This window comes from Vibrio sp. 1580 (assembly GCF_033340055.1).
Genome location: NZ_JAWOVT010000003.1, coordinates 397,818 through 423,122 on the forward strand (window position 1 = coordinate 397,818; position 25,305 = coordinate 423,122).

24 protein-coding genes are annotated in these 25,305 nt (G+C 44.5%); 12 read left to right on the forward strand and 12 right to left on the reverse strand.

Going from position 1 to position 25,305, the window contains the following annotated elements:
* Positions 1-22 precede the first annotated feature (22 nt).
* Together R7093_RS07095 and R7093_RS07100 are read left to right on the forward strand one after the other, a co-directional pair.
* Positions 23-1,651, forward strand: coding sequence for a methyl-accepting chemotaxis protein (locus R7093_RS07095; protein ID WP_318146577.1), 1,629 nt, complete (start codon positions 23-25; stop codon positions 1,649-1,651).
* Between the two features lie 397 nt (positions 1,652-2,048).
* A complete protein-coding gene (locus R7093_RS07100) occupies positions 2,049-3,008 on the forward strand; it encodes a porin (protein ID WP_064354918.1) in 960 nt (319 codons plus the stop codon).
* A gap of 122 nt (positions 3,009-3,130) precedes the next feature.
* Here the strand turns inward: R7093_RS07100 and R7093_RS07105 are convergent, their stop codons facing one another.
* Entirely contained in the window at positions 3,131-3,877 is a 747-nt protein-coding gene (locus tag R7093_RS07105) for a flagellar brake protein (protein WP_042521645.1), read from the reverse strand.
* A gap of 127 nt (positions 3,878-4,004) precedes the next feature.
* Here R7093_RS07105 and R7093_RS07110 point away from each other — a divergent pair, with 127 nt between their 5' ends.
* A complete protein-coding gene (locus tag R7093_RS07110) occupies positions 4,005-4,280 on the forward strand; it encodes a GNAT family N-acetyltransferase (protein WP_104976440.1) in 276 nt (91 codons plus the stop codon).
* Positions 4,277-5,254, forward strand: a complete 978-nt coding sequence (locus R7093_RS07115) for a phosphotransferase (protein ID WP_318146583.1) — start codon at positions 4,277-4,279, stop codon at positions 5,252-5,254. Before R7093_RS07110 ends, R7093_RS07115 begins: the two co-directional genes overlap by 4 nt.
* Before the next feature lie 46 nt (positions 5,255-5,300).
* Here the strand turns inward: R7093_RS07115 and R7093_RS07120 are convergent, their stop codons facing one another.
* Complete coding sequence (locus tag R7093_RS07120; RefSeq protein ID WP_017820512.1) at positions 5,301-5,801, reverse strand: GNAT family N-acetyltransferase; 501 nt, start codon at positions 5,799-5,801, stop codon at positions 5,301-5,303.
* Between the two features lie 395 nt (positions 5,802-6,196).
* Between R7093_RS07120 and napG the strand changes: the two genes are divergently transcribed.
* The 4 genes from napG to R7093_RS07140 all read left to right on the forward strand — a co-directional run bounded on the left by napG (position 6,197) and on the right by R7093_RS07140 (position 9,690).
* Entirely contained in the window at positions 6,197-6,967 is a 771-nt protein-coding gene (gene napG, locus R7093_RS07125) for a ferredoxin-type protein NapG (RefSeq protein ID WP_064376387.1), read from the forward strand.
* The gene (napH, locus tag R7093_RS07130) at positions 6,967-7,821 is read left to right on the forward strand and encodes a quinol dehydrogenase ferredoxin subunit NapH (protein WP_193837766.1); all 855 of its coding nucleotides are present in this window, start codon (positions 6,967-6,969) and stop codon (positions 7,819-7,821) included. The genes napG and napH overlap by 1 nt, the downstream gene beginning before the upstream one ends.
* A 199-nt stretch (positions 7,822-8,020) precedes the next feature.
* Positions 8,021-9,202 (forward strand): MFS transporter, encoded by a 1,182-nt coding sequence (locus R7093_RS07135; RefSeq protein WP_005375129.1) that lies wholly within the window; start codon positions 8,021-8,023, stop codon positions 9,200-9,202.
* Between the two features lie 206 nt (positions 9,203-9,408).
* Positions 9,409-9,690 (forward strand): YrhK family protein, encoded by a 282-nt coding sequence (locus tag R7093_RS07140; protein WP_025768568.1) that lies wholly within the window; start codon positions 9,409-9,411, stop codon positions 9,688-9,690.
* 122 nt (positions 9,691-9,812) lie between these two features.
* Here the strand turns inward: R7093_RS07140 and R7093_RS07145 are convergent, their stop codons facing one another.
* The 9 genes from R7093_RS07145 to deoD all read right to left on the reverse strand — a co-directional run bounded on the left by R7093_RS07145 (position 9,813) and on the right by deoD (position 20,502).
* Positions 9,813-10,652 carry an energy-coupling factor transporter transmembrane component T family protein gene (locus R7093_RS07145; protein ID WP_213970651.1) on the reverse strand — a complete coding sequence of 280 codons (840 nt, stop codon included), beginning with the start codon at positions 10,650-10,652 and terminating at the stop codon, positions 9,813-9,815.
* Positions 10,649-12,388: an ABC transporter ATP-binding protein gene (locus R7093_RS07150; RefSeq protein WP_017447267.1), complete on the reverse strand. Its 1,740-nt coding sequence runs from the start codon at positions 12,386-12,388 to the stop codon at positions 10,649-10,651. Before R7093_RS07150 ends, R7093_RS07145 begins: the two co-directional genes overlap by 4 nt.
* Positions 12,389-12,394: 6 nt before the next feature.
* Positions 12,395-12,943 carry an ECF-type riboflavin transporter substrate-binding protein gene (locus R7093_RS07155; protein ID WP_005375133.1) on the reverse strand — a complete coding sequence of 183 codons (549 nt, stop codon included), beginning with the start codon at positions 12,941-12,943 and terminating at the stop codon, positions 12,395-12,397.
* 335 nt (positions 12,944-13,278) lie between these two features.
* Positions 13,279-14,409, reverse strand: a complete 1,131-nt coding sequence (locus R7093_RS07160) for an HlyD family secretion protein (RefSeq protein WP_005375134.1) — start codon at positions 14,407-14,409, stop codon at positions 13,279-13,281.
* Positions 14,409-14,789, reverse strand: coding sequence for a DUF3302 domain-containing protein (locus R7093_RS07165; protein WP_005375135.1), 381 nt, complete (start codon positions 14,787-14,789; stop codon positions 14,409-14,411). Before R7093_RS07165 ends, R7093_RS07160 begins: the two co-directional genes overlap by 1 nt.
* A gap of 244 nt (positions 14,790-15,033) precedes the next feature.
* Positions 15,034-16,617: a GGDEF domain-containing protein gene (locus R7093_RS07170; RefSeq protein WP_154204002.1), complete on the reverse strand. Its 1,584-nt coding sequence runs from the start codon at positions 16,615-16,617 to the stop codon at positions 15,034-15,036.
* Positions 16,601-18,085 carry a hypothetical protein gene (locus tag R7093_RS07175; protein WP_005375137.1) on the reverse strand — a complete coding sequence of 495 codons (1,485 nt, stop codon included), beginning with the start codon at positions 18,083-18,085 and terminating at the stop codon, positions 16,601-16,603. The genes R7093_RS07170 and R7093_RS07175 overlap by 17 nt, the downstream gene beginning before the upstream one ends.
* Before the next feature lie 166 nt (positions 18,086-18,251).
* Positions 18,252-19,721: a hypothetical protein gene (locus tag R7093_RS07180; RefSeq protein ID WP_005383936.1), complete on the reverse strand. Its 1,470-nt coding sequence runs from the start codon at positions 19,719-19,721 to the stop codon at positions 18,252-18,254.
* A gap of 70 nt (positions 19,722-19,791) precedes the next feature.
* Positions 19,792-20,502 carry a purine-nucleoside phosphorylase gene (deoD, locus tag R7093_RS07185; RefSeq protein ID WP_005375140.1) on the reverse strand — a complete coding sequence of 237 codons (711 nt, stop codon included), beginning with the start codon at positions 20,500-20,502 and terminating at the stop codon, positions 19,792-19,794.
* Between the two features lie 398 nt (positions 20,503-20,900).
* On the opposite strand from deoD, the gene R7093_RS07190 reads away from it, so the two are divergent.
* Genes R7093_RS07190 through R7093_RS07205 form a run of 4 tightly spaced genes read left to right on the forward strand, consistent with a single transcriptional unit; the run spans position 20,901 to position 25,012 of the window.
* Positions 20,901-21,851, forward strand: coding sequence for a YbgA family protein (locus R7093_RS07190; protein ID WP_005375141.1), 951 nt, complete (start codon positions 20,901-20,903; stop codon positions 21,849-21,851).
* Positions 21,841-22,641 (forward strand): MerR family transcriptional regulator, encoded by an 801-nt coding sequence (locus tag R7093_RS07195; RefSeq protein WP_047104512.1) that lies wholly within the window; start codon positions 21,841-21,843, stop codon positions 22,639-22,641. The genes R7093_RS07190 and R7093_RS07195 overlap by 11 nt, the downstream gene beginning before the upstream one ends.
* Positions 22,642-22,663: 22 nt before the next feature.
* Positions 22,664-24,079: a deoxyribodipyrimidine photo-lyase gene (gene phrB / locus R7093_RS07200; protein WP_047104510.1), complete on the forward strand. Its 1,416-nt coding sequence runs from the start codon at positions 22,664-22,666 to the stop codon at positions 24,077-24,079.
* 6 nt (positions 24,080-24,085) lie between these two features.
* The gene (locus R7093_RS07205; protein ID WP_025768560.1) at positions 24,086-25,012 is read left to right on the forward strand and encodes a L,D-transpeptidase family protein; all 927 of its coding nucleotides are present in this window, start codon (positions 24,086-24,088) and stop codon (positions 25,010-25,012) included.
* Between the two features lie 26 nt (positions 25,013-25,038).
* Here R7093_RS07205 and R7093_RS07210 read toward each other — a convergent pair whose 3' ends face one another.
* Complete coding sequence (locus R7093_RS07210) at positions 25,039-25,293, reverse strand: Lpp/OprI family alanine-zipper lipoprotein (RefSeq protein WP_005375145.1); 255 nt, start codon at positions 25,291-25,293, stop codon at positions 25,039-25,041.
* Positions 25,294-25,305 lie beyond the last annotated feature (12 nt).

The window sequence follows — 25,305 nt, forward strand, 5'->3', positions numbered from 1 at the left end:
CGCATACAACTGAGGCCCTGTCATGCAGTTATCACTGAAAAATTTGTCAGTACGAACGCAAATTTTGATTCCGGTATTATTTACCGCGATTGTTTTGTTTATTGCTCTTTGGATTACTAAAAACAATCTTCAAGCAGAGCAAGATGTTATTGCTTCCAACCAAGAATCTTTGGTTTTTCACAAAGACACATTGGCGAGTATTGACGACCAAATTTACCCTCTGCGCATAAGCGCGGTTTACGCTATTTACGATGCTTCTCGTCGTGAGAATTTTCTAACCGAATTGAAAGAAGGCTTAAAGCAAGTTGATGCCGATTTAAGCGCAATTGAAGCCCGAAACCTATTCCGTGACGATGCCGTTAAAGTTCGCCAAGCAATTGAATCCTATGTGCGATATTCAGAGCGCTCAGTTGCTTTCTTCAACCAATACGATCAAGGTTTGAAATCGGATAGCGAGTACCGTGCATTTGTCAAAGAGTATCGCAATGTTGGCCGAGAAATGGTCCAACAAATTAACACACTATCAAAGCATGTAAACGAGCAAGCTGAACAATCTACTATCAGAAGTCATCAGCAAAATGAACGTGTGCAAAATAACGCTATGTTGACGGTTTTAGCGGTATTTGCTTTCTCATTGATAGGCGCTTGGTTCCTATCTGGCATGATTGTTACACCAATCCAAAAGCTGCAAGAAGTGATGCGTCAGTTAGCAATGGGTAATCTATCAGTACGTGCAGATGTCGATGGGGACAATGAGATCTCTAAGCTGAGCAAAGATGTAAACCAAACCGCAGAGCAGTTATACAACACTGTGGACCAGTTAACCCGTATTAGTGAGGAAGTTGCATCTGCATCGACCGAATTAGCTGCGGTAATGACGCAAGCGGAAGCGAACGCTCAACAAGAGTTGGCGGAGATCGAGCAAGTTGCATCTGCGGTTAACGAGCTTGCAAGCACTGCGAATAATGTGAGTGATAACGCGACCTCTGCTGACGCAACCGCGCGTGAAGCTGATGGACTTGCTCAATCAGGTTTGGCTATCTTCCAAGAAAGTGCGGAAGCAAGTGCGCAAATGTCTCAAGCATTGAACGATGCAGCGCAAGTTGTTTTGCGTCTAAAAGAGCAATCTGTACAGATCAACGATGTTATTGAAGTGATTCGCGGCGTATCTGAGCAGACCAACTTGCTAGCATTGAATGCTGCGATTGAAGCGGCGCGAGCTGGTGAGTCTGGTCGTGGTTTTGCGGTAGTAGCTGATGAAGTACGAATGCTAGCAGCGCGTACTCAAGACTCGACACAAGAGATCCAAACGATCATTGAAGAGCTTCAAGCGCAGTCTGGGCTTGCGAATGACAGTATGCAAGTCAGCCTTGATATGCTTAGCCGCAACAACGAGCTGACGCAACAAGCTAATGAAGCGTTGGTTGGAATTACCGAGTCAGTCGCCAACATCAACGATTCAAACACGCAAGTAGCAACCGCAGCCGAAGAGCAGTCTCAAGTTACGCAAGATATCAATCGCAACGTGGTTAACATGTCGGAGCTTGTAAACCAAAACGTAGCGGGCATCAGCCAGAGTGCAAGTGCGAGTACTGAGCTTTCATTACTTGCAGAGAAGCAGAAAGAGCAATTAAGTTTCTTTAAGCTTTAATTCATCATCTACTTATCAAATCTCTAAATCCCTGAGTGAATGCTCAGGGATTTTTTTGTTTGTAATAATCGGATTTATTATCAATAAGTCTATCTAAAACAGTCAGTTAACAAGATTTTTTTGCGGGCAATATCACGTTTTGTGATATTGTTTTTACATTTTTTTCGTCAATTTTTTTTTGACGCGAACATTTTTTTTAACTCAACCGATAACTTGATGGTTGAGAGGTATTCATATCGTCATTTTAAGTGGTGTTTTCTTCTATAAGCGCTGTTTATTCAACACGTTGCGTGAAAAATAACAGCTGCTACTATGCCGCCAGTTTTCTCGTTGGTACAGAAAAGTCCTGTTTTTCTGGTGAGAAAACACATATAAAACAATGATATGGAAAATAACAATGAAATTAAAAACTTTAGCTGTAGCAGTGGCGCTAATGGCATCAGGATCTCAAGTTGTCGCTTCAGAACTATACAACCAAGATGGCACTTCTCTTGAGATGGGCGGCCGCGCTGAAGCGCGTCTTTCTATGATGGATGGTAAGGCAGAAGACCGTACTCGCATCCGTCTTAACTTCCTAGGCAAACAGGAAATCAATGAAAACCTATACGGCGTTGGTTTTTGGGAAGGTGAGTTCAAAACAAAAGAAGAAGGTGCCGTAGATAACAATAGTGACCTTGAAACTCGTTACGCTTATGCGGGTCTGGGTGGCAAATACGGTGAAGTAACTTACGGTAAAAACGACGGCGCACTAGTGGTTCTTACTGACTTTACTGACATTATGGCTTACCACGGTAACACAGCAGCACTTAAACTGCCGGTTTCTGACCGTACAGATAACATGCTGTCTTACAAAGGCCAATTCGAGCAACTAGCTGTACGCGCTAGCTACCGTTTTGCTGATCGCACAACAGATGCACAAGGCTTTACAGACAACGAGGAAGATGGCTTCTCTCTATCTGGTGTTTACGCGTTTGCTAACACTGGTTTTGAACTAGGTGCTGGTTACGCAGATCAAAACGACAGCGATGAGTTCATGCTGGTAGCTGCATACTCTGTAGGTGACTTCTACTTCGCTGGTAACTACACTGGCGCGGATATGGATGTTGCAGGTAAGACTTTTGATTACAAAGGCTACGAACTAGCCGCTGCTTACACTATGGGTCAAACTGTATTCACTTCTACGTTCAACAAAGGTGAACTAGAAGACGCAGATACTGTAGAAAACCTAGCTGTTGATGTAACTTACTACTTCAAGCCTAACTTCCGTGGCTACGCATCATACAACTTCGATCTAATGGATAACGAAGGCGCGGCTGAAAAAGATGAGCTAGCGCTAGGTCTACGTTACGACTTCTAAGTCATGACTCTTATCTAAGATACTGCCTTATTCTTAGTAAATAAAACCCCTTACTGAAAAGTAAGGGGTTTCTTGTTTTCTAGCACTTCAAAGCTTCTTGATAAGCGTAGGGGTTATAAAATCTATCTTTTTAGTGTGAGCTTAGTCCCATCAAATTTGAGGTGACTGAGGAGGTTTTTAGCGTTGTTTTTACCAACCTCATCAAACTCCATTCCGTAGCGAGCATAGTGCGTTGATTTTTGTAAATTACAAATACGACCTCGCAACGGCGCTAGCATACGACTTTCTCCGGGCATTGTTAGATCTAATGAAACGTGGTCACCAACCTGAAGTGGTCGGCTCATTGGTGATGTTACAAAACGACAGCCACTACGAGATAAATCTCTTATTTCGCATTCAGTTCGATAGGCTTCTAAACAAACACGCGCTCTCAAATTTACTTCGTAACGCACTTCTTTGCGAAGCTGAAAGACCTGCATAGTGTTGGGTAGGTCTAGCACCAAAATTGGGTACGGATCGCCTAGTCGATGCTGTAATTGGGCCCGAAATGGGATAACGGCCCCTTCACCTCGATGAGAGTAGGCTTTTACATTGATCCAAAAGCCTTCTTGAAAATAGAACTTCAAGTCTTCATCGGAGATGTTCGGAACCTCTATCAATGCAGTATTATTTGAGTGACAGCCAACAAATGTGCTGGTTGTAATAAACTTTGTACCAACAGGGGTGGTGACGTTTAAGCTCACTTCACTGCCGTGTTCGACCATTGCCATTGCATCGGTGCTATTTAATGTACTTGCCTGACGTTCTGGTGCCTTCTTGCTTTGCAGAGGTAGCTTGCCGTCTCTGGCAATTGGGCTCATATTTCTCATTATAATTGTCGTACCTGATGTAAGAAGGTAATCGCGTGAGGCGAAGCAGCACTCTCGCATGGTATCGATTTTATTCAGTGATATAGTTTGATTCAATCAATCTGTAACAAAAATTAGAGAGCAAGATATGCATAAAGTAACTCATGAAGCCACGAATAGTACATTCTGGGTTGATTTAGAGCAGGGCTATAAAGCCAAGTTAATTTATCAGCTTAAGGGTAATGTCATGCACATTACATCAACGGTTGTTCCTGAAGCACTGCGAGGTAAGGGGTACGGAAAAGTGATGATGGAAGCGGTGTTGCCAGAAATTGAGTCACTCGGTTATCAAATCAAACCAGTTTGCCCATATGTTATTCACTACATGGAGAAGAACCAAACGTGGTCACATCTGCTCGCATGATGACTAACAACCACCAACGCTACCAAAATATTGGCCAGGAACTCAATCTAGGTAATTACCGCTCTGTAGAAGTCATACAATCGCTATGGGGAGGCTATGGAGAGTTAGTCCAAGTTACTTATTCTACTCGTTCGGTGATCATTAAGCATGTAAAACTCCCTAAGCCTTCAGAGCATCCTAGAGGCTGGAATACGGACCGTTCTCATCAAAGAAAGTTGCACTCTTATCAGGTGGAAGTGAATTGGTATGAGTATTTTTCCGGAGGGGTGGATACTCGCTGCCGAGTACCACAAGGTCTAAAAACGTTCCAATCGGAGAATGAATGGCTCATTGTGATGGAAGATCTCGCCGAGGTGGGCTTTCCAAAAGTCATCACAGATGCACAGCTAAAGCATCTACAAGCCTGCCTCACTTGGTTGGCGAACTTTCATGCGCGATACATCGATGTTCGTTCGGATAAGTTGTGGCATACCGGTACATACTGGCACTTAGCAACCAGACCCGACGAGCTTGAAGCATTGCAAGACACTGAGCTACAAAATGCGGCTCAATTGATTGATCAAACGCTTTCGCAAGCTAAGTTTAAAACACTAGTACATGGTGATGCCAAATTGGCGAACTTCTGTTTTGATGAAGAAGAATCAAGCGTTGCTGCGGTTGACTTTCAATACGTTGGATGTGGGTGTGCAATGAAAGATGTGGCACTGTTTATGAGTAGCGCCGTTAAGCCAGAACGTTGTGCAGAGATGGAAGTTTGGGTTTTGGATACGTATTTTGCTCAGTTGCAATACGCGCTAATGGTCTATCAACCGAATCTTGACCCTAATGAAGTCGAGCGTGGATGGCGTCCTTTGTTTGCTGTGGCTTGGGCAGACTTTCAGCGATTTGTGAAAGGTTGGAGTTCCGACCACTGGAAGATCAATCCCTACACAGAAGCATTGACTCGCAGAGCGTTGGCTTACTTACGAAAGTGAGTCGAAGTTTAAAAAGAAAAGCCTCCAATTAGTAGGAGGCTTTGTTTTATCTTTGGCCTGGTCTGATGCGCGCCATGTAATAGGTATTGATGAATTCACCATCACGGAAGGAACCGTCAATCGCTTCACCCTCAATTTGAAATCCATGCTTTTTATAAAGCCCAATGGCGGCGTCGTTATCGGCATTGACCTCTATCTGAATTCTTCTCACATTTAACCAGTTATCTGCTAGTTCAGTGACTGTTTCTATCAATTTGCTACCAATACCGAGTCCGTGGAAACTATCATGTACTCCGATGCCAAACGATGCCGTGTGCATCGTTCTTGGACGTAGAGAGTGGTGAAAGCCAATATTACCGACGACTTTACCATCAATTTCAGCGACATAGCTATAAACACCATCAGGTATGTTTGACAATCTTTCCACCCACATCGCGAGCGAAGGCTTTGGGAGTTGCAGGGTTTCACGCTGTGCTTTTGGTTGTGAATAGATTTCTACGAGTGCCGCTGCGTCTTCGACGGTCGTTGGACGTACGATAATTTCCATGCCTCTCTCCTTCGCTTTTTAGTTTTAATTTTTAATCTAACCACAGTTTTCTTATTTGGATAGTATTTTTTTATGTTTAATGGATAAATGCCTTTTAAATTAGCTTGTTATGATGTCTTTTTTTTAATTTTCAGTAGTGATTTATCATCGAATTGAGCGAATAGATTGCAAAGGTGTTGAATTATTGTACTGAGAATGGTGCGTACTGCAGAGTATCGTGGTGAATTTCATGTCGCAGTAAATAAACGCATTTAGTCAAACTGTGATGACGGCACTGTGCGTCAGTTGACTTGAATCAATAGAGGATGGGGTTACCTCCTATGAGGTATAGGGAAACGACACGTTTAGGGCTATTTATGCTTAACTTGATAAGGGAGTTTTGTTGAGGAAATAGCATGAAATCCTCTCAGTCTAAAATATCGCAAAGTCGGCGCCGATTTTTGCGTGATACAGCTCGAACTGCGGCTGGTGTTGGCGCAGCTGCGTGTGTATTGGGCTTACAATCGCTACAAAGCCAAGCTCGAGAAACCAAAGGTGTGCCTATTCGTCCGCCTGGTGCACTGCCGGAAGGCGATTTCGAATCAGCTTGTATTCGATGTGGCTTGTGTGTTCAGGCATGTCCTTACGATACCTTGAAACTTGCGACATTACTTTCACCCGTCGCGACTGGCTCACCTTACTTTACTGCACGCGATATTCCCTGCGAAATGTGCGAAGACATTCCTTGTGTTGTCGCTTGTCCGAGTGGGGCGCTGGATCCGAAACTAACCGATATTGATGATGCTCGAATGGGTACAGCGGTTCTTATTGACCATGAAACTTGCCTTAACTGGCAAGGGTTACGATGCGACGTTTGTTATCGCGTTTGTCCGCTGATTGATGAAGCCATCACGTTAGAGATGGTTCACAACGATCGAACTGGCTATCACGCCAAACTTATCCCTACAGTGAATTCCGAAGTGTGTACCGGATGTGGTAAGTGTGAACAAGCGTGCGTGTTGGATGTCGCTGCTATTAAAGTCGTCCCGACGGATTTGGCGAAAGGCAAAGTGGGCAGCCACTACAATTTTGGTTGGAAAGAGCTCGACAAACCACTCGAAAATATCCTCCCTAGTGAGACGCCTGTGCCGGAAGGTGCGCTTGAATCGCTAAAAGGAGGTAAGTAATGGCAAAGAATTTAGCTCAAAATGCTGGCAAAGAAGCGCTTGAAAAGCTTGGTTGGTGGCGCGCGCATCGGTTTTTGATTTTACGTCGGCTATGTCAGTTCACCATCATTGCGCTATTTATGGCTGGGCCGACGCTGGGAATTCTAACTGGTAATCTGTCATCAAGTATGTTGCTCGATACCGTGCCGTTAAGTGACCCGTTAATTGTGCTTCAAGCTTTGGCGACAGGGCATGTTCCGGAGTTTAATGCGTTGTTAGGCGTAGTGATTGTCGTGGTGTTTTACGCGATTTTGGCGCCGCGCGCATTTTGTGCTTGGGTGTGCCCGTTGAACATCGTGACAGACTTGGCGGCGTGGTTGCGTCGAAAGCTCAACATTAAAGCGAGCTATCGTTGGTCTCCCGTGATTCGTTATTGGCTGATCCCTGTTTTGATGTTGGGCAGTGCGCTGTCTGGCGCAATTCTTTGGACATGGTTAGATCCAGTGGCGGCACTGCATCGCGGGTTGGTGTTTGGTATGGGCGCAGGTTGGGTGTTGATCGCCCTAGTGTTTGTGTTGGATTTACTCTTGGTTGAGCATGGGTGGTGTGGGCACTTATGTCCACTGGGGGCTACCTATGGCGTGATAGGCCGAAAAAGCCTGTTGCGCGTTACTGTTGTTCGGCGCGAAGATTGCACCAAATGCATGGATTGCTTTTACGTTTGCCCAGAACCAGAAGTGCTTCGGCAGCCTTTGAAAGAGGGAGATCGTCGAGTTATGGATCAAAACTGCATTAGCTGTGGTCGTTGTTTGGATGTATGTCCAGAACATGTGTTTGAATTTAAAAATCGCCTATCAGTAAAAGTCATTGATTAAGCCACTGAGCACATTTACTCATGCTTTATTTCTCTTGATACTTGAACATCGCGCTTAGCCAAGGAGTTAAGCGCGATGTTTATCTTCATAACAATATTCCTCAGCCATATCTGCTTGCTCTGGGCTTAAAATAATAATGATATTGCGAATTTGTTACATTTAAAGCTATGATGATGCCTTCATATTTAAAGGAAACATCATGACTACCTCATCGCACGGCTGGAGAACGCCGCAAAATTTCCTCCTGTTAATTTCCATTATCGTGCCCATTGCTTTTTCTACCTGGATGGCGTTGTTGAACAACTTTGTTATCGAGAAAGCAAACTTTGATGGTGCAGACATAGGCTTATTGCAAAGTGTGCGCGAAATTCCGGGTTTTTTGGCCTTTACCGCCGTGTTTGTATTGCTGTTTATCCGAGAGCAACGCTTTATGCTCGTCTCTTTGGCGATGCTTACGCTTGGTACGGCATTAACAGGTTATTTTCCCACTTTGTACGGTCTACTTTTTACAACCTTGTTAATGTCCACCGGCTTCCATTACTTTGAAACACTCAAGCAGTCTTTGTCTTTACAATGGCTATCTAAAGAAGAAGCGCCAGAAATGCTGGGTAAGTTTATTTCTGTTGGAGCTTTGGCTTCTCTGTTTACCTACGGCGCCATTTGGGTTTCGCTCGAACAGCTCAAACTTGATTTTAAAACGGTCTATTTAATGGCTGGTGGTTTAGGTTTTGTGCTCATTTTGGTGATGGCATTTGCCTTCCCACAATTTAAGACAAAAGTGCCTCAGAACAAGAAGCTCATCCTGCGTAAACGTTACTGGTTATACTATGCGCTTACGTTTATGAGTGGAGCACGCCGTCAAATTTTTACGGTGTTCGCTGGTTTCTTGATGGTAGAAAAGTTTGGTTACTCCGCCGCAGATATTACGTTGCTGTTCCTGATTAACTATGTCTTTAACTTCTTGTTTGCGAAGCGAATAGGCCGTTTTATCGGCGTTGTTGGTGAGCGCAAAGCGTTGATGTTTGAATACGTCGGTTTGATCTTCGTGTTCGTCGGGTACGGTTTGGTGCAAACGGCAGAGTGGGCGGCAGCATTGTATGTTGTCGATCATTTATTTTTCGCGTTAGCGCTTGCGATTAAAACCTACTTCCAGAAAATTGCCGATCCTGCCGATATGGCGTCGACCGCAGGCGTTGCGTTTACGATTAACCATATTGCTGCAGTTGTAATACCTGTTACGTTTGGTGTCATTTGGCTTGTTTCACCTGCGAGCGTATTTTACATCGGCGCTGGTATGGCAGCAGTGAGCTTGCTGTTGTCACTCAATATTCCAGCCAAGCCGGAAGAAGGCAACGAAACTCGCTTGTTGAAGTGGAGTTAAGTTGGCACTCACTATCTAGCCATTGAAGTGAATACCTGTAATTAGACTCGCTGAAAAGGGTGCTTATGCGCCCTTTTCTTTTGATTGCAAATAGATAATCCCTCCAATGGTTGTCAATGCATGCCACGTCCGTTAGGGTTTAGAACTAAGTATTTCGAAATAACTTGGGCATAACTGACGCGAAACAATAAGAGGGGATCTATACAGTGCAGATACATGGCAGAGAGTTGGATTTAGATCTAGGAAGCCGTCACATCGTTATTCAGCGCCGCTATGAGGCGTTAGGAGCTGCAAACGACCTACTCATTGCTATTTGGTTTTTAATTGGTAGCTTTTTCTTTTTGAATGATTCGTTGATTGAAAGTGGTACTTGGCTTTTCATTGTAGGCAGTGCGCAGTTGATCATTAAGCCCCTGATAAAACTGATGAGTTTAGTTCATGTTGGTCGTTTGAATAAGCAACTTTCTGGCACATCAGCGAGCCGCTGAAATTACCGCTTCTTTTGAATACTTGCAAGCAAGAAGCCAACAGGCGAGTTATCGAGGGGAAAGACGGAAGATAACGTGGTCACAACACTAACCACGTTATGTTCAGTTTGAAGCTTCAGAATTTAAAACGGATACCAGAACAGTTGTGTGTCCATCACACGCTTGCTGATCGCAGCAATCACTATCACCGCAATTACCGCCATGCAGATCATATCGGCTTTGGTCAGTGGTTTTAAGCTGTACCAAGTGCGAGAGGAGTGGCGGCCAAAACCACGTAGCGTCATCGCGTTTGAGATTTGATCGGCTCTGTCCAAACTAGAGAAAATCAGAGGACCAAGAATCTTCGCGACGTTCTTCATACGAGTGAACAACGGAGCCTTCTTGCTCAGTTCTACTCCGCGTGCTTGTTGCGCGTGCATGATGTTAACAAAGTCCTTTTTCACTTCCGGCAAGTAGCGCAGCGTTAAGCTTACGGCATAGGCGATTTTGTAAGGTACACCCAAGCGGTTCAAGCTGGCTGAAAACTCCGTCGGGTGAGTGGTAAATACAAACACCAACGCGATTGGAAACATGCTGAAGTATTTCAACGTCACTGTTACTAGGTAAAACAACGTCTCTTGAGTGAGCGAGTAATTACCGGGTAACGAGAGTAAAACCGTTGATGAACCCATGAACTCAGTACCTTGTTGCGGTGCTAACGCGAACATAAACAGGGCATTGATCAGTAATACCGTGCCTGTACCGAATAACAGCGGTTTGTAGACATGAAAGGGCACTTTGGTCATTTTCAATAAGCCTAAACCAAGCACGATCAACAGCGCGATGATTCGCAAGTCAAATGTGGTCAACACCACCGTTACCCAAGCAATGAAAAGCAAGAACTTAGTAATGCCATTCAACTTATGAAGTGGCGATTGGGTATCGATGTAGTTGATACCAAACTTCATCTTATTGTCTTTCATGCCACTGCTTTCTCTGGTTGGTTTACTTCGCTGCTTTTTTGTTGGCGGTGCGCTTTTTCTACATTGATAAAATGCTGCATAAAGCCATTGGTGTCTTCGATGCCAACTTTCGTAGCCAACTCAAACAGACTTGTTGTGGTGAGGTTCGCTTGGTCTAGTAACTCTGGACTGCTGAATACCTGCGTCATTGGTGCATCCGCGACTAATTTACTGTCTGCAATCACGATAGAGCGCGTAGTGTATTCCAGCACTAAATGCATGTCATGAGAGATGATCATCACGGTTACGCCCAACTCGCGATTGAGCTTTTCGATGAAACTCAGCATAGACGTGTAGTTCCGGTAGTCCTGACCTGCCGTCGGTTCATCAAGGATCAGAAGCTCTGGTTCCAAGACCAAAATTGACGCAATGGTTACGCGCTTTTTCTGGCCGTAGCTCAATGCTTCGATTGGCCAGTGACGGTATTTGCTCAAACCGCACAGCTCAAGGACTTCAAGGACTTTAGCTTCGATTTGTTTCTCTTCAATGCCACGATTACGGAGGCCGAAGGCCACTTCGTCGAAAATCATGTGATGGGAAATCATGTGATTCGGGTTTTGCATCACCACGCCCACTTTCTGGCTGCGCTCGAAGATGGTCAGTTCGTTAAGATCTTGACCATTCATGCTCATTGAGCCGCTATCCGCTTCAATAACGCCCATAATCAGTTTGGTGATGGTCGATTTACCCGAGCCATTTTTACCAAGTACAGAGACAAACTCGCCACGCTTGATGTCAAAACTCACGTCTTCTAGCGCGTTTTTCTCACCGTCGTAAGAATAGGTGAGGCCACGGACTTCAAGCAAAGTCTCGGCTGGCGTTTTAGGTGGTTGTGCTGTTGAACCATCAAACCATGCTTGTACTGCTGGTTTATATTGCTCCAACGGTAAGGTAGTTAAGCTAGAAGGTTTTGCATCGCCCTCAATCGCGCAGCCTGCTTCTTTCAGAGCCGAAATATAAAGCGGTTCGCGGATGCCGTAATCTTCTAGCAGAGGCGACGCTAAAATTTCATCTGGCGTTGTATCGGCAATGATTTCGCCGCTTTCCATCAAGATAATACGGTCAACTGAGCGATGCAGAACGTCCTCAAGACGATGCTCAATGATTACGATGGTTTTGCCCGTTTCGCGGTGTAGATCATCGATGATCTCGATGGTTTTTTTACCCGTTTTAGGGTCAAGCGCAGCTAGTGGTTCATCAAACAAAAGGATATCGACGTCATCGACGAGAATGCCCGCCAAAGAAACACGCTGTTTCTGTCCGCCAGATAAATCGTGGGGAGAGCGATCTAACATCTGTTCCAAGTCGACCATTTTGGCCGTGGCTTTGACCAATGGGTACATGTCGATGTTAGAAGTTAGCTGGTTTTCCAGCGCAAATGCGATGTCTTCGCCAATGCTCAAGCCGACAAATTGGCTGTCCGTATCTTGCAGTACGGTGCCAACTTGCTCAGTGTATTGGTGCATGTCGAAAGGGGCGGTGTCTTGACCATTGATGGTCAATGTTCCACTGGTTTCCCCTTTGATTGCGTGTGGGATCAGTCCGTTAAGACATTGCCCAAGGGTAGATTTACCACTACCACTTGGACCAATAATGACGATTTTCTCTCCTTTCTCTATCCTTAGATTGATATTTTTTAGCGTCGGTTTGTCCAGCGACTCATATCTAAAAGAGAAGTTAGAAAATTCGATTGTCATTCGACATTAAGCCTCTGTTAAGTTACGGCTTTGCTTGTTACGTTTAGCGACAGATTTAAGAATGAAGAAGCCAACAATAGCAATAAGAATGGTGTTACCGATCGCGATAATAGAAAGCTGGGTAAACACTTTAGTGAACGGTTCTGCGTACAAAATCGTGTCGAGGAATGCAGAGCAACCGTAACCAAATACGTTGCCTAATAGTGCAAGTACCACGAATAACGCGAAGTCTTTCATATTGAAATCACCTTTCTCCAAACGGTAGCGCGTTAGAGAAGGGAATAGACCGATAATCAAACCAACAATACCTGAACCAAGTACCCAAGTGAGCCATACGCCCCAACCAGCAAATAGGTCAGTAACCCAGTGCCCAATAAAACCAACCAAGAAGCCAACAAGTGGTCCAAATAGTACTGAGAACAATGCTAATACTGCCATGGCTGGTTTTAGCGTTGTGTTTGCAAACACAGGGATGCCAAACATAGGTAAGCCGCCGATACCGTAAAGAGCAGCACCGATTGCAATAACCACAACAGTTTTAGCGGAAAGATTCATAGATAACCTCAGTTCAATAGTCGATTTTAAAGAACGTTCATTTATATTGTTGGAAAGCGTTAGTTATTTGATTGTGTAACATATATTCAAAACAACCAAGCTGCTTATTGTTTGCTCTATTTTTCTTCAGGAAATGTGTGATTTGATTCACGCATCCCTTTGACTGGCTTTGGTTTTAGCAAGCATTAAAAATAAGGCGCGCATTATACAGAATATTAATAAAAGTGGGAATGCTATCTATCTGGATGGCTAGAATGAATCAGGGGCTGATCGTCAGCCCCTGATTACACGGTTTGATGTTATTTTTACCGATAAATGAATGCGCTATATGTTCATTAATGGTCGAGGTATAAATAGTTCTGCCAGCTCTTCATACGAATAAGCACTTTGCGCATCACTGATACGTGAGTAAAGCTGTCTGAATAAACTGCAACTTCAACCGCAGTACCCATTGGTAAGTGGTATCCACTCAAGTCGTCGGTAATTTTCAGCTTCGCAAAAACACGTCCGCTCGTGCGCAAGGCATCAGTCCCGAGCAGAGCGCCTCGCGCTTGAATTTGGCTTTCACCAATGGCTGGAATCACGTCAATGACTTCGCCACGGAACACTTTGCCCGGAATTGCGCGGAACATAAATTCTGCTTCAAAGCCTGGCTTCAAGCGTTGTAATGAGTTCTGTCTGAATGCCGCGGTGTACGTAATGTCTTCGGTATGTACGAAGGTCATTGCCGGGGCAAGTGGCAACGGCACAGCCATCACTCCAGGACGTAAAGCCAATTGCGTAACGTAACCATCGGTTGGCGCACGAACGACGGTTTGCTCTAGGTTAAACTCTGCTTTACGCAGCTCGGCAAGAAGTTGCGCGACTTGGGTATTTTCGCCTCCGATTTCAGAGTCCAGAGCGATTTGCGCTTGTTCTTGTTGCAAAATCGCAACGTCTAACATGGCTTCTGCCGCTTTATACGCTTGGCGTCGAGTATCCAAATCTTGTTCAGTAAACGCGCCACGATCAAAGCCCCTTTGATATCGGCTGAATTCCCTTTGTGCTTTATCTCTGTCCGCTTGCGCTTTCAATACAGCAGCTTCTGCCTCTCTTAGATCAGACTCTAAACCCAAGGCACCTTGGCTTGCTTCTTTGACTTTCGCTTCAAGGCGAGCAACTTCTGCTTCAAAAGGCACAGGATCGATTTTGAAAAGAATATCGCCCGTTTTGAGCGGTTGGTTGGCCTGGACTGGCACTTCTACCACGCGGCCACGCACGCCAGAGACGATAGGCGTAGTCGGGAACACTTGGTTACCCAATTGAGTAAATGGGTGGTTGTAGTTCATAAGCAGCACGAGTGTGCCCACTAACACTACGCCGCCAAGTACGGCGGTTGGAACGGTCCATTTGTTTAGAGGAATATTGAAAATTTTAAAAATGGCAATACAAAGAGCTGCGTAAGTCAGAATCAGCAATAAGTCCATTATTCGTCCTCTTTACTTTGTTCAGGCAAAGGCTTTTGCTGAATCTTTTGTTGTTTCAACATCGATACTTCGTTTTTGAGTTCGTTGACTTCATCGATGAGTTCTTCAAGGCGGTGATGAATGTCGTGTGTTTCTTGTTCTAGTTGTTTAAAACCCCAGCCGCGTTCCTTGCGCCATAATGTTGCCCAGATCCATAAAAATGGCCACAGCGCATGCAAAGTGAAAAGGCTGACCCAGCCAGCGTAGTGAATTGCGTCTTGGTGCGGGTGCTCTCTCTCTTTGGCGATTTCATATGGAATATCATGGATGACAATGATTCCGTAAAAGATCACTAAAGCAACGAAGATGAGTAACCCAAGTGCAAAATAGTCTAGAAACATCTTACCTACCTGTGCGTATTGCGAAATGGAAAATCTACGTAAATTAACAATTTAAGTATTTGTCTTAACTACAGATGAATCAAGCGGTTTTTATGTAGGAATTATGTTTATGCGATGTAAGTATCCACTGATGTTTATTGGCAGTTAAGGTGTTGCTGAGTACTTATTTAAACAAGCAGTGAAGTGATATAGGAAGGATAAATAAAAAGTATACTAAAGCCCCAGGTGTCAACCGGGGCATGGTTTAAAGTTCGGTACAGACTTGGTTTCTGCCATTGGCTTTGGCGCGATAAAGAGCTTTGTCTGCACGATAAAAAGTTCGCTGAGTATTCTCGCCTTCTCGATGCAAGGTAATCCCTATGGATACGGTCAGCCCCCGTTCACCAAGAATATCGTCCCAACCATATTGATAAATCCGTTCACGATAATTCTCGGCATGCATTTCTGCTCGTTCCAGTTGGGTATTTTCAAGGATCACGAGGAACTCTTCACCACCAAATCGAACGCATGATGCGCTTTTAAATTTGAAGTAGGACGCCAGTTCCTGTGACACACTTTTGATCGCTTTGTCGCCAACCAAGTGGCTTAGTTCGTCATTGATAGATTTGAAGTGATCGATATCGATGACCATCAATGCAAATGCAGTATCGTGCAGAAGTAGATCTTTTAGTTTAACTTCTAACCAGCGTCGGTTGTGTAAAGACGTAAGTGGATCGGTAAAGACGTCCTGCTGTAGCTGAGCAACAGTATTTTTATGCTGCTTGGTGGTTTCTTTTAGTTCTTTGTTTTCTAGCTCTGACAAAATGAGTTTGAGTTGTAACTCAAAGCGTGAAAGTCGGCGTAGTTGAGCAGACCCTAACTCACCGATCGGAATATGTTTTACAAGATCAGATTCGATTCTATGCGCTTTTTTTTCACAATTTAATGCTTCTTGATACAACCCTTGAGAGGCGTAAACTTGACTCATCGCGTTATAAAAATGCTGAGTAACGATAGGAGATAGCTGCTTTTGAATCCTTTTACTGATGGAGTCCAACGTTAAATTAGCTAAAGAAGTGTGCCCTACACCGTTTAGACAATACGCAGTCTCAATTTTGACCATCGTAGATAACCAGTATGTCGTGGCACTACCCGTTGTATACTGAACATTCGAAATAGCCAGCAACGCATTGGGGTAGTCTTCTTGCAGACGATGTAATTTGGCTCGGTAGAGGTGAATTTGTGCGGCGAGGTTTTTATCACTGACGAGAATGCTCAGTTCTTCACATTCACTCAACAGCTCTTTGGCGTCTGCGGTACGGTTCAAGCTGATATAACAGGCAAGCATGTACAGCTTGTAACGAAGGCGTAGTGATCGACTGCCAATAGCGTGATCGATAGCATCTATTTTTTGATAATAACGTAATGCACGTTGGTGATCCCCATAGGCATCGCATAAATTACCCATTCCAATAATGGCCAATACGTACTCATCAATATAGCCGTACTCGACGGCGATATTGGTTGAAGCAACATACTCGGTTAATGCCGCATTGTAGTCACCTACTTCAACTAAACGCTCACTCAAGCTTGCTTTCACAGAAAGAATATCTTCTACATCTTCTGGTAAAACAAGCAACTCAAGCGCTTGTTTCAATTCACTAATGCTGTCGTTGAGCTGTTTGATCTCTCTTCGATACTCGGCGCTAATGATATAGCAATGCGCTTTCTCTCGGTTTGTTGACGCAATATGTAACCCTATGTGTTCCCATAGCGTAATCGCTTCTTCACCTGAAACGGAAGAAGGATCGATACCTGCGTCAGTCACCTTGCTAAGCAGTTGTTCCATTCTTCATTACCTCAATATAACTTTCTTCGAGCTGTTCTAACGTGAATGGGAAGGTCAGGATATCTTGCAAATACAGTATCGGTTTCGGGCCTTTGATTCCGCGTCGCTTCCATGGATAGATGTCTAACATCGCTTGGACAGTGCGGTAGACCTCTTCTGCTGCTTGACCTTTTTCTGCAATTAACATTGCTAGCCTGTTACTGGAAATTCTCGAGATGAGGTCGCTAGAGGTTGTCAATGCATGAACGAGCTCGGTACAAACATCGAGAACTTCGGGGTTTGAATGCTGAATCATAATGATGGCGTGGTTAGAGCGTTTGAGCTCCGTTTTAAACAAAACTAATTGTTCCCACCAGTAGGTCTCAGAAACGACATTAGAGAACTGCTTTTCAGGGTCGTATTCGTGTTGAGAGCGAATATGATTGATCAGCTTACGTGCTCGCTGCTCTAGTTGGCGTTTAGAGCCTCTTGCTTTATCCATGCTGATTCGGTGAGTTTGTTCTTTGAGCATTTTGAGTGCGTGCTTACGGTATTTCTTGAACGCGTTAAACGCAGACTCAAAGTCACCTTGTTCTTCAGCGACTCGTGATTGTTGGAAGCAAATTTGGCTGAGTAGCTCACCGTGGTCGAAACTGAGTGCAGACTCTTCTGCTGCAAGTAGCAACTTGGCAGCGCTGTCTGTATTTTGGCGCAAAAGCTCAAGTCTTGCTCGGCTAATAAAAGAGTGTGCTTTCATCCAAACGAGGTCATGCTCAATGGCGAGCTGGTGGGCTTTTTGGGTGGCTTCTTCGGCCGCATCAAGGCGTTCTAGTCCAAGCAGTGCTAACCCTTTAAAGTCCCAGATCTCGGCTTGCCACGTACTGTCATCATGATCTTTTAATACTTCGGTTGCTCCATCCAGTACCGTAAGCATCTCGACAAACTTATTTAGTAAGTAATAGTCCCAAGCTAATAGGATGCGCGCTTTGCCTTCTAACCAAGCAATACGAACATTGTTTGCCACTTTAACGGCTAACTCATGAGTTGAAGCGGCAAGTTGGTGTTCATTAGTGATGCGCCATACATTACCAAGCCCAATTAGAGATTCGATTTGAATTTCAACATCATCAACAAGAGCAGATTGTTCGAGCGCATTAATCCAATATTGTTGCGCGGAATAATACTTTGCTTGGCCCCAATATTGGAGTGCAAAAAGATGGAGAATTTCCGGGAGATGATCGTCGGTTTCAAGCTGTGTTTGTTTGCTGTAAGCGTCTTTGACGAGTTTTAAGCCTTGTCGGTAATCCATTAGGCACCAACAGCATTGCGCCATGATGAGTAAGGCTTTGATCTCTCCGTCCACAAATAAAATTTGTTCCGCGCGGATACGATATTGCTGCGCAATATTAAAGGTATGTTTAGGGGCCGATTTTATTTGGCCTTTAAGCTTAGTGAGATCATCTTCTAGCTGAATTTGGTTTTTATCCAACGTTCACATCCATGACTATCGAACTGGAAATCACACCTAATATTAAGTGGTTAGATGCATGTTTCTTTACCAAAGCGATGCGGATAACGTTTTGGTAAACGATCAGGGGCCGTAATGTATACCGTTACAACCCCTAATTACTACATCTAAATTACCAATAGAATAGCTACGATAGGAGCTGTTTGATTGTCAAAGGTGCATCAGAGACTTCCAACCTTTGTGCAGCGGTAAGACCTTGTTTATCCTGATAGCACAAATTATGCCAAGCTCTGAATATATCTAAAAGAGGTAAAATACCAGCAGGTCGTAATTTGCGACGTGGCTCGTTAATGAAGCTTTCGAAAAGAATCTGAAAGCGGTTTTGATAAAACTTCACATGACGAGTTGTCGCAACGTTAAACCATTTTTCAGGCTCATTTTGATCGCCAGCGAGGTAGCAAATGCCTTTGTGGTTTTCGTTTTGACTAGAGATTGCCCAACGATCGCGCCACCAACTCATATAGGCGATATCGACTTTGCCAAAGGGAGTGCTCATGTCCCAACTAGCGTCCTCTTCTACGTACATCAAGTCGACACTTTTCTCTTTAATACGAGGTAAACAAACGCTCAGTGCAGCTGAACGTAGTAGGGGATCTTGAGGCATGTATAGAGATACACGTTTGTTTGGGCAGCACATATCAAGTACGTGCAAATAGTGTGCATACGAGGTGTATGGCGGACGGACTAATGCCCCTTTTGAAGGGTAATGAAATACAGATAGATTACCAAGAGGGTCTTCTACGTTACCGCGAGCCAAAATTGTTTGGTATTTTTGGTCAATTCGCTCTCTGAGGTGATGAGAAGGTTCCGCAAGCGGCTCACTTGCTTCCGCTACGTACTCCTGGGAAACAAAACGAGACACCTCATCGTAAGGATTATGATCGAGCGTTGCGATTGGCTCTTCATCAGCGGAATAATTGACGTGCTGGCAAAGAATATAGCCAGAATGCGCTTCGCCAGAAACAATCCAATACACACCATTATTGCTGTTCGGTTGCAATGCAATATAGTTTGAGGCCAATTCATAATGCGTTGCGTGGTTTACCCAGCGCGCATCAATGGTTGCCAGCTTGCGGCGGCAGCGGCTAGCTATATGGTCAACATGATCGTAAAAGGTTTTTGGGTTAATACTAAGCTTGCGGCAGATTTCTCGTACGGAATATCCCGTAAACAATAAACCCATCAAGTTCTCTTGAAATTGAAGCTTCTTGTTGGCACCAGACCACTTGTCGACAAAGGTACTTTGACACACTTTACAGCGGTAACGTTGGCGATCGCCACTGTAACCGAAAGCGTGATAGAGGTGTTTGTGAGTGTGGACAGAAAGTCCAAAGTTGTCGCAATCATCATTACGGCAAGCAGGCAACCCGTCACTGTGGACGTGCCGCAGGCGATGAAGTTCGTTCACGACATCGCGATTATTAAGTAAGGGGGGGAAAGCTCCACATTCACGGCATACCATCGCCGGACGCTTAGGGTTCGCATGTTGCAGAACGTAACGCTTTGCATCACTCAATCCAAAGTTGTCACACGCCAATGTTTTACAAAAGTTGAGTTGTAACCCATCTGCGTCTTTTGGCAGTTCGCCGTTAGACACAATCGCCCCCTCGGGATAATTCGGGCAGCCAGTATAACTCTGGCTGCAAATTATTACTTACTATTTGTTCTTAGATGTTGATTGCAGTTTCTAGTGCAACTTTCATCATGTCGTTGAACGACTTCTGACGCTCTTCTGAGCTTAGTTTTTCACCACGGATGATGTGGTCAGAAACTGTCAGGATAGTCAGTGCTTTCGCGCCTAGGTCAGCTGCTACGCCGTAGATACCAGCCGCTTCCATGTCTACACCTAGGATGCCTAGTTTTTCCATCTTCTCGAAGATGTCTGCTTCTGGTGTGTAGAACAGGTCTGCAGAGAATACGTTACCTACTTTTACAGGCACTTCCTGAGCGCGCGCTTGGTTAACTGCTTCTTCTAGAAGACCGTAATCAGCGATTGCTGCGAAATCGTGGTTGTTGAAACGGATACGGTTAACTTTAGAGTCTGTAGAAGCACCCATACCGATAACAACGTCCATTAGTTTCACGTCGTCACGTACTGCACCACAGCTACCTACACGGATAACGTTTTTCACGCCGTATTCAGCGATTAGCTCGTGTACGTAGATACAGCAAGACGGGATACCCATGCCGTGGCCCATTACAGAAACTTTTTTGCCTTTATAAGTGCCAGTAAAGCCGAACATGTTGCGAACGTCACAAACTTGTTTCACATCTTCTAGGAACGTTTCAGCGATGTATTTAGCGCGCAACGGGTCGCCTGGCATTAGAACTGTTTCAGCGAAATCACCTGGTTGTGCGTTAATGTGTGGGGTTGCCATAAGTGCTCTCCAAAGTTTTGTTTTGATAAAACGCCTCTATTATAGAACGCTATTACCAATTCTGTTGAACTTGTTCGTTTTCGTTGAGGCAATAATATCGGGACGTACAGTAGCCCCTTGAGAGCTTAGTCACAAAAACCACGCATTTAGAAACTGCAACTCCTATTGATAACTAAATCTGTTGAAACTAAAAGAGCAATCGATTTGCTTTTGAGCAGTTTGTCGATTGCGCGCACAAATTCTTTGTTTTTGGGCCAAACTTTTTTCTGAAAGCTGGTTGATCGAAATACTTTCGAGTGAAGTAAAACGATTAAATTGTACAACTTATTTTCTTGTACAATCTGGAAAGGCTTGCTATAAGTTATACAACAAAACTTTTTGTATAGGGATGCGTCATCATGGAATCTTCAATCAAAGTAGGTATCAGTTCGTGTGTTTTGGGTGAACGAGTGCGTTTTGACTCTGGTCATAAGGTGAGCAACTTTGTGACTAAAGAGCTCAGCCCGTATTTTGACTTTGTTTCGGTATGCCCTGAAGTCGGCGTAGGTATGCCAGTACCCCGTCCAACCATTCGTCTTGTTTCTAATGAAGAGCGTGTTGCATTGGTTGAAACCAAAAATCCAGAAAATGATCATACCGACAATATGCTCACTTACTCGGCCAATAAAGTAGATGAACTTCAAAGCGAGCAGCTTTGTGGTTACATCGTTTGTGCCAAGTCACCAACTTGTGGCATGGAGCGAGTCAAGGTTTACAGCAAGAACAGTGCTGCGAAAGAAGGTGTTGGCTTGTATACACAAACATTGATGCAAAAAATGCCTTGGTTGCCTGTTGAAGAGGATGGCAGACTTAACGACCCTGTATTGAAAGAAAATTTTATTACTCGAGTATTTTGTCTAAATGACTTTTACGACTCGATGGATGGTGAGCCTACTCGTGGCAAAATCATCGACTTTCATTCGCGCTACAAACTGACGTTAATGGCACACCACCCAGAGTCATACCGATCCCTTGGCCGCTTAGTTGCCGATGTCGCTAATTATGAAATTGAAGACTTTTACCAAGAGTATCGTTTAGGACTGATGAAGGCGTTAACGAATCGGGCTAGCCGCAAAAATAACACAAATGTGTTGATGCATTTACAAGGGTACTTCAAACGCTCACTAACTAAAGAAGAAAAAGAAGAGTTAGCGACAGTGATTCACGACTACCGTATCGGAATGCTGCCTCTGCTAGCACCACTTACATTGATTAAGCATTACTTAAATACTTACCCAGACGAATATTTAGCAAAACAGAAGTTTTTAGAACCGTATCCGCAGGAGATGAGATTACGCTATGGTTTGTAGTTCAGAAGAAAAACTATACGCGATCCGAGATGTCGCAGAAATCACGGGTGTAAAACCAGTTACGCTGAGAGCTTGGCAACGAAGATACAACTTGATCCAACCTCAGCGAACTGAAAAAGGACACAGACTTTATAGCCAGCAAGATCTCGATACGATTCGCGAAGTCCAGAGCTGGCTCGCGAAGGGGATTTCGATTGGTAAAGTGAAGGGGCTGCTAGGAAAAAGCGCCGATGTCGAAGTCAAAAACGAGGTTCGCACACTCGAAGAAGTTGAAAACATGCTGCTTGCGCTGTCTACCCTGAATCGAGGAAAAGCAGAGAGTTTACTTGCCTCTGTTCTTAAAGAGTATCCACTAAAACTCGTTATTGATCAGTTTATTAGCCCAGTATTTGATGCGCTAGACATGGTGAAAGGATCGCTGCGATCTTTACAAGTAGGGTTATTTCAGACTTGTTTGATCACTCGACTTGCCCTTGTTATCGATTCTGAAAACAAAGCCGCTTCCAAAGGAAAGTGTCTGCTCATTAGCTTTGAACAAAACAGAGAGTCTGAGAGTTGGATTCAAGCAGCGAAGCTTTGCGAACAAGGGTATCACACGACTTTGATCGATAAGGTTGATGATGTTTCTGGTCTACTAGATCACGAGGTCGTTGAAAATGGTTCGTTTATCTACCTTTTCTCCAACAAAGCGCTAGCTGCTAAACAAGTAGCGTCCATCAAAATGCTTCACGCACAGTTAGGTGATCGGATGGGGTGCTCTGAAGTGATAGAGAAATTACACCTAACTTAGTAGACAAAAGATAGGAGCTACCATGATTTTAGTATGGTTTCGACGTGACTTACGTACGTTAGACCACACGGCACTCAAAGCGGCATTGGATTCAGGTCAGCCTGTCGTCGCTTGCTTTATCGCGACGCCAGAGCAGTGGCGGGAGCATCATATGGCGCCGATGCAGGCAGACCTCATTGCTCGTCGCTTAGCTTGTCTTAACGAGGAGCTTGAAAGCCTTAATATTCCCTTTTTGTACAAAGAGGTGCCGTCGTTTTCCGATTGTACAGATGTGATTAGTGGGTGGGCGGAAACACTTGAAGCCACGTCTGTCATGGCAAACATTCACTATGAGGTGAACGAACGAGAGCTCGATACACAAGTAAGTGAAGCGTTAGCTTCTCACGATATCGAATTTGAACTGTTTCATGACAAATGTGTGCACGCGCCAACGACGGTTCTTAATAAGCAAGGCGAATATTTTAAGGTGTTTACGCCATTCAAGCGTGCTTGGTTAACGCAGTTCCATATGCCGACGGTAGTAAAACCTCACGAGCAAGCGCCACTCAATAAAAAGGTACTCGAACAATTAGAGTCGGCTCGATTTAATTCAAGCTTCACATTTAGCTATCCTCGAGAATCCAGTGAAGACTGGCTGGCTTCGACTAATGATATTTTGAAGCAGCTTAGGGAATTTGCACGGGAGCGCAGTGACGCGTATCAAAGCGAGCGAGACTTTCCAGCTATTGATGGCACTAGCCAACTGTCTCCATACCTTGCGATTGGCGCGCTATCACCAAGGCAGTGTATTGCTCGTTTGTATGCTGAAAATCAACAAAATGACCTTACAGAAGGGAAAGCAACTTGGTTAAGTGAGATCATTTGGCGTGAGTTTTATCAGCACCTATTGGTTTTCGAACCAAAACTCGTCAAAGGCAAAGGATTTATCGATTGGGAGGATAAAATCCAGTGGTCCTATGATGAGAAGGCCTTTGAGCGATGGAAGACAGGAACAACAGGATACCCAGTCGTTGATGCAGCAATGCGTCAGCTCAATCAAACAGGTTGGATGCACAATCGATTACGTATGATTGTCGCGAGCTTTCTTACCAAGGACTTACATATTGATTGGCGATGGGGAGAAGCGTACTTCATGAGTAAGCTGGTGGACGGCGATTTTGCAGCGAACAATGGTGGCTGGCAATGGTCTGCTTCTACGGGCTGTGACGGGCAGCCATACTTTCGTATTTTCAACCCGATAAGCCAAGGCGAAAAGTTCGATGCTAATGGTGAATTTGTGCGCCACTGGGTACCAGAAATCAAAAGTGTACCGAACAAATACATCCATAAACCTTGGACTTGGGAGGGCTTTTCTTTACTGGAATATCACAAGCCGATGGTTGATCACAAGACAGAAAGAGAGATAACCTTACAGCTCTTTAAAAGTGCCAAGGAATAGAGTGAAATGCTTAGCAAAAAGCGATCAATGAGTTTCGCAAAACGTACCCTGCTATCTGTGTCGTTATCTTTAGTGAGTGGTCTATCATTCGCTAAGATGTACGAATTACCAGAGGATGGAAGCCGTTTAATTGGTCGCCTTGAAAACCACGTCGTGCAAGAAGGCGAAACCATGGCAAATATCGCTAAGCTCTACGATGTGGGTATGCTAGGTTTAATGGCCGCAAACAAAGGCGTGGATCCCTTCTTACCAGAAGAGGGGCATGTTCTTACTATTCCGACACAACTAATCCTCCCAGACGTACCTTATAAAGGTATCGTTATTAATCTAGCCGAGCTGCGCTTATATTACTTTCCGAAAGGAGAGGATATTGTCCATGTATTTCCTGTCGGAATTGGCCGAATAGGGCGCGATACCCCAGTAATGACAACGCGTATCAGCCAAAAACGACCGAACCCTACATGGACTCCTCCAGCCTCTATTCGTGCCGAGTACAAAGCAAAGGGCATTGACCTACCAGCCGTTGTTCCTGCGGGGCCTGATAATCCACTTGGTATGTTTGCATTGCGTTTAGCTTACGGGAATGGCGAATACCTAATTCATGGTACCAACAAGGACTTTGGGATTGGTATGCGGGTCAGCGCGGGTTGTATTCGTATGGACCCAAGTGACATTGAGTGGTTATTTGACAAGGTTCGTAACGGTGAAGACGTTAACATCATTAACCAGCCTATCAAAATGACACTTGAGCCTGACAGAAGTGTGTTCTTAGAAGCACATGAGCCTTTGACTCGTAGTAATGGCGAGAAAGATGAACTCAAAGTGCCGAAAGAGTTAAAGTGGTGGTTGGATGAATTCGGTATGAAAAACGTGAAGGCTAAAGCAGCAATCGCTGCACAGAATGGGGTTCCTATCGAAATAACCGCGCCTTAACGGGCGTTAAGACGCGGTATTAAATCTTACTTAGTGTAAGACTGAGCGATGTTATCGATACGCTCGTTAGCACGCTCAGCTTCTTCTTGAGCAGCCATTGCTGCTGCGCCTGATTTTTGAACGTCAGATTGAAGAGCTTGTACGTCTTGGCTTAGTTGGCTAACTTGGTTGCTTAGTTCGTCTAATTTTGCTGCATTTGCTGTAGCTGCGTCATCAGAAGAAGCACAACCGGCTAGTAGAAGTACTGAAGTTGCTGCAGCTGCGATCAACGTTTTGTTCATATAAGAACTCCT

Excerpts from the sequence above, each read along its gene's own strand:
- R7093_RS07095 (WP_318146577.1), top strand. The coding sequence starts at position 23 with ATGCAGTTATCACTGAAAAATTTGTCAGTACGAACGCAAATTTTGATT.
- R7093_RS07100 (WP_064354918.1), top strand. The coding sequence starts at position 2,049 with ATGAAATTAAAAACTTTAGCTGTAGCAGTGGCGCTAATGGCATCAGGA.
- R7093_RS07105 (WP_042521645.1), bottom strand. The coding sequence starts at position 3,877 with ATGAGAAATATGAGCCCAATTGCCAGAGACGGCAAGCTACCTCTGCAA.
- R7093_RS07110 (WP_104976440.1), top strand. The coding sequence starts at position 4,005 with ATGCATAAAGTAACTCATGAAGCCACGAATAGTACATTCTGGGTTGAT.
- R7093_RS07115 (WP_318146583.1), top strand. The coding sequence starts at position 4,277 with ATGATGACTAACAACCACCAACGCTACCAAAATATTGGCCAGGAACTC.
- R7093_RS07120 (WP_017820512.1), bottom strand. The coding sequence starts at position 5,801 with ATGGAAATTATCGTACGTCCAACGACCGTCGAAGACGCAGCGGCACTC.
- napG (WP_064376387.1), top strand. The coding sequence starts at position 6,197 with ATGAAATCCTCTCAGTCTAAAATATCGCAAAGTCGGCGCCGATTTTTG.
- napH (WP_193837766.1), top strand. The coding sequence starts at position 6,967 with ATGGCAAAGAATTTAGCTCAAAATGCTGGCAAAGAAGCGCTTGAAAAG.
- R7093_RS07135 (WP_005375129.1), top strand. The coding sequence starts at position 8,021 with ATGACTACCTCATCGCACGGCTGGAGAACGCCGCAAAATTTCCTCCTG.
- R7093_RS07145 (WP_213970651.1), bottom strand. The coding sequence starts at position 10,652 with ATGAAAGACAATAAGATGAAGTTTGGTATCAACTACATCGATACCCAA.
- R7093_RS07150 (WP_017447267.1), bottom strand. The coding sequence starts at position 12,388 with ATGACAATCGAATTTTCTAACTTCTCTTTTAGATATGAGTCGCTGGAC.
- R7093_RS07155 (WP_005375133.1), bottom strand. The coding sequence starts at position 12,943 with ATGAATCTTTCCGCTAAAACTGTTGTGGTTATTGCAATCGGTGCTGCT.
- R7093_RS07160 (WP_005375134.1), bottom strand. The coding sequence starts at position 14,409 with ATGGACTTATTGCTGATTCTGACTTACGCAGCTCTTTGTATTGCCATT.
- R7093_RS07165 (WP_005375135.1), bottom strand. The coding sequence starts at position 14,789 with ATGTTTCTAGACTATTTTGCACTTGGGTTACTCATCTTCGTTGCTTTA.
- R7093_RS07170 (WP_154204002.1), bottom strand. The coding sequence starts at position 16,617 with ATGGAACAACTGCTTAGCAAGGTGACTGACGCAGGTATCGATCCTTCT.
- deoD (WP_005375140.1), bottom strand. The coding sequence starts at position 20,502 with ATGGCAACCCCACACATTAACGCACAACCAGGTGATTTCGCTGAAACA.
- R7093_RS07190 (WP_005375141.1), top strand. The coding sequence starts at position 20,901 with ATGGAATCTTCAATCAAAGTAGGTATCAGTTCGTGTGTTTTGGGTGAA.
- R7093_RS07195 (WP_047104512.1), top strand. The coding sequence starts at position 21,841 with ATGGTTTGTAGTTCAGAAGAAAAACTATACGCGATCCGAGATGTCGCA.
- phrB (WP_047104510.1), top strand. The coding sequence starts at position 22,664 with ATGATTTTAGTATGGTTTCGACGTGACTTACGTACGTTAGACCACACG.
- R7093_RS07205 (WP_025768560.1), top strand. The coding sequence starts at position 24,086 with ATGCTTAGCAAAAAGCGATCAATGAGTTTCGCAAAACGTACCCTGCTA.
- R7093_RS07210 (WP_005375145.1), bottom strand. The coding sequence starts at position 25,293 with ATGAACAAAACGTTGATCGCAGCTGCAGCAACTTCAGTACTTCTACTA.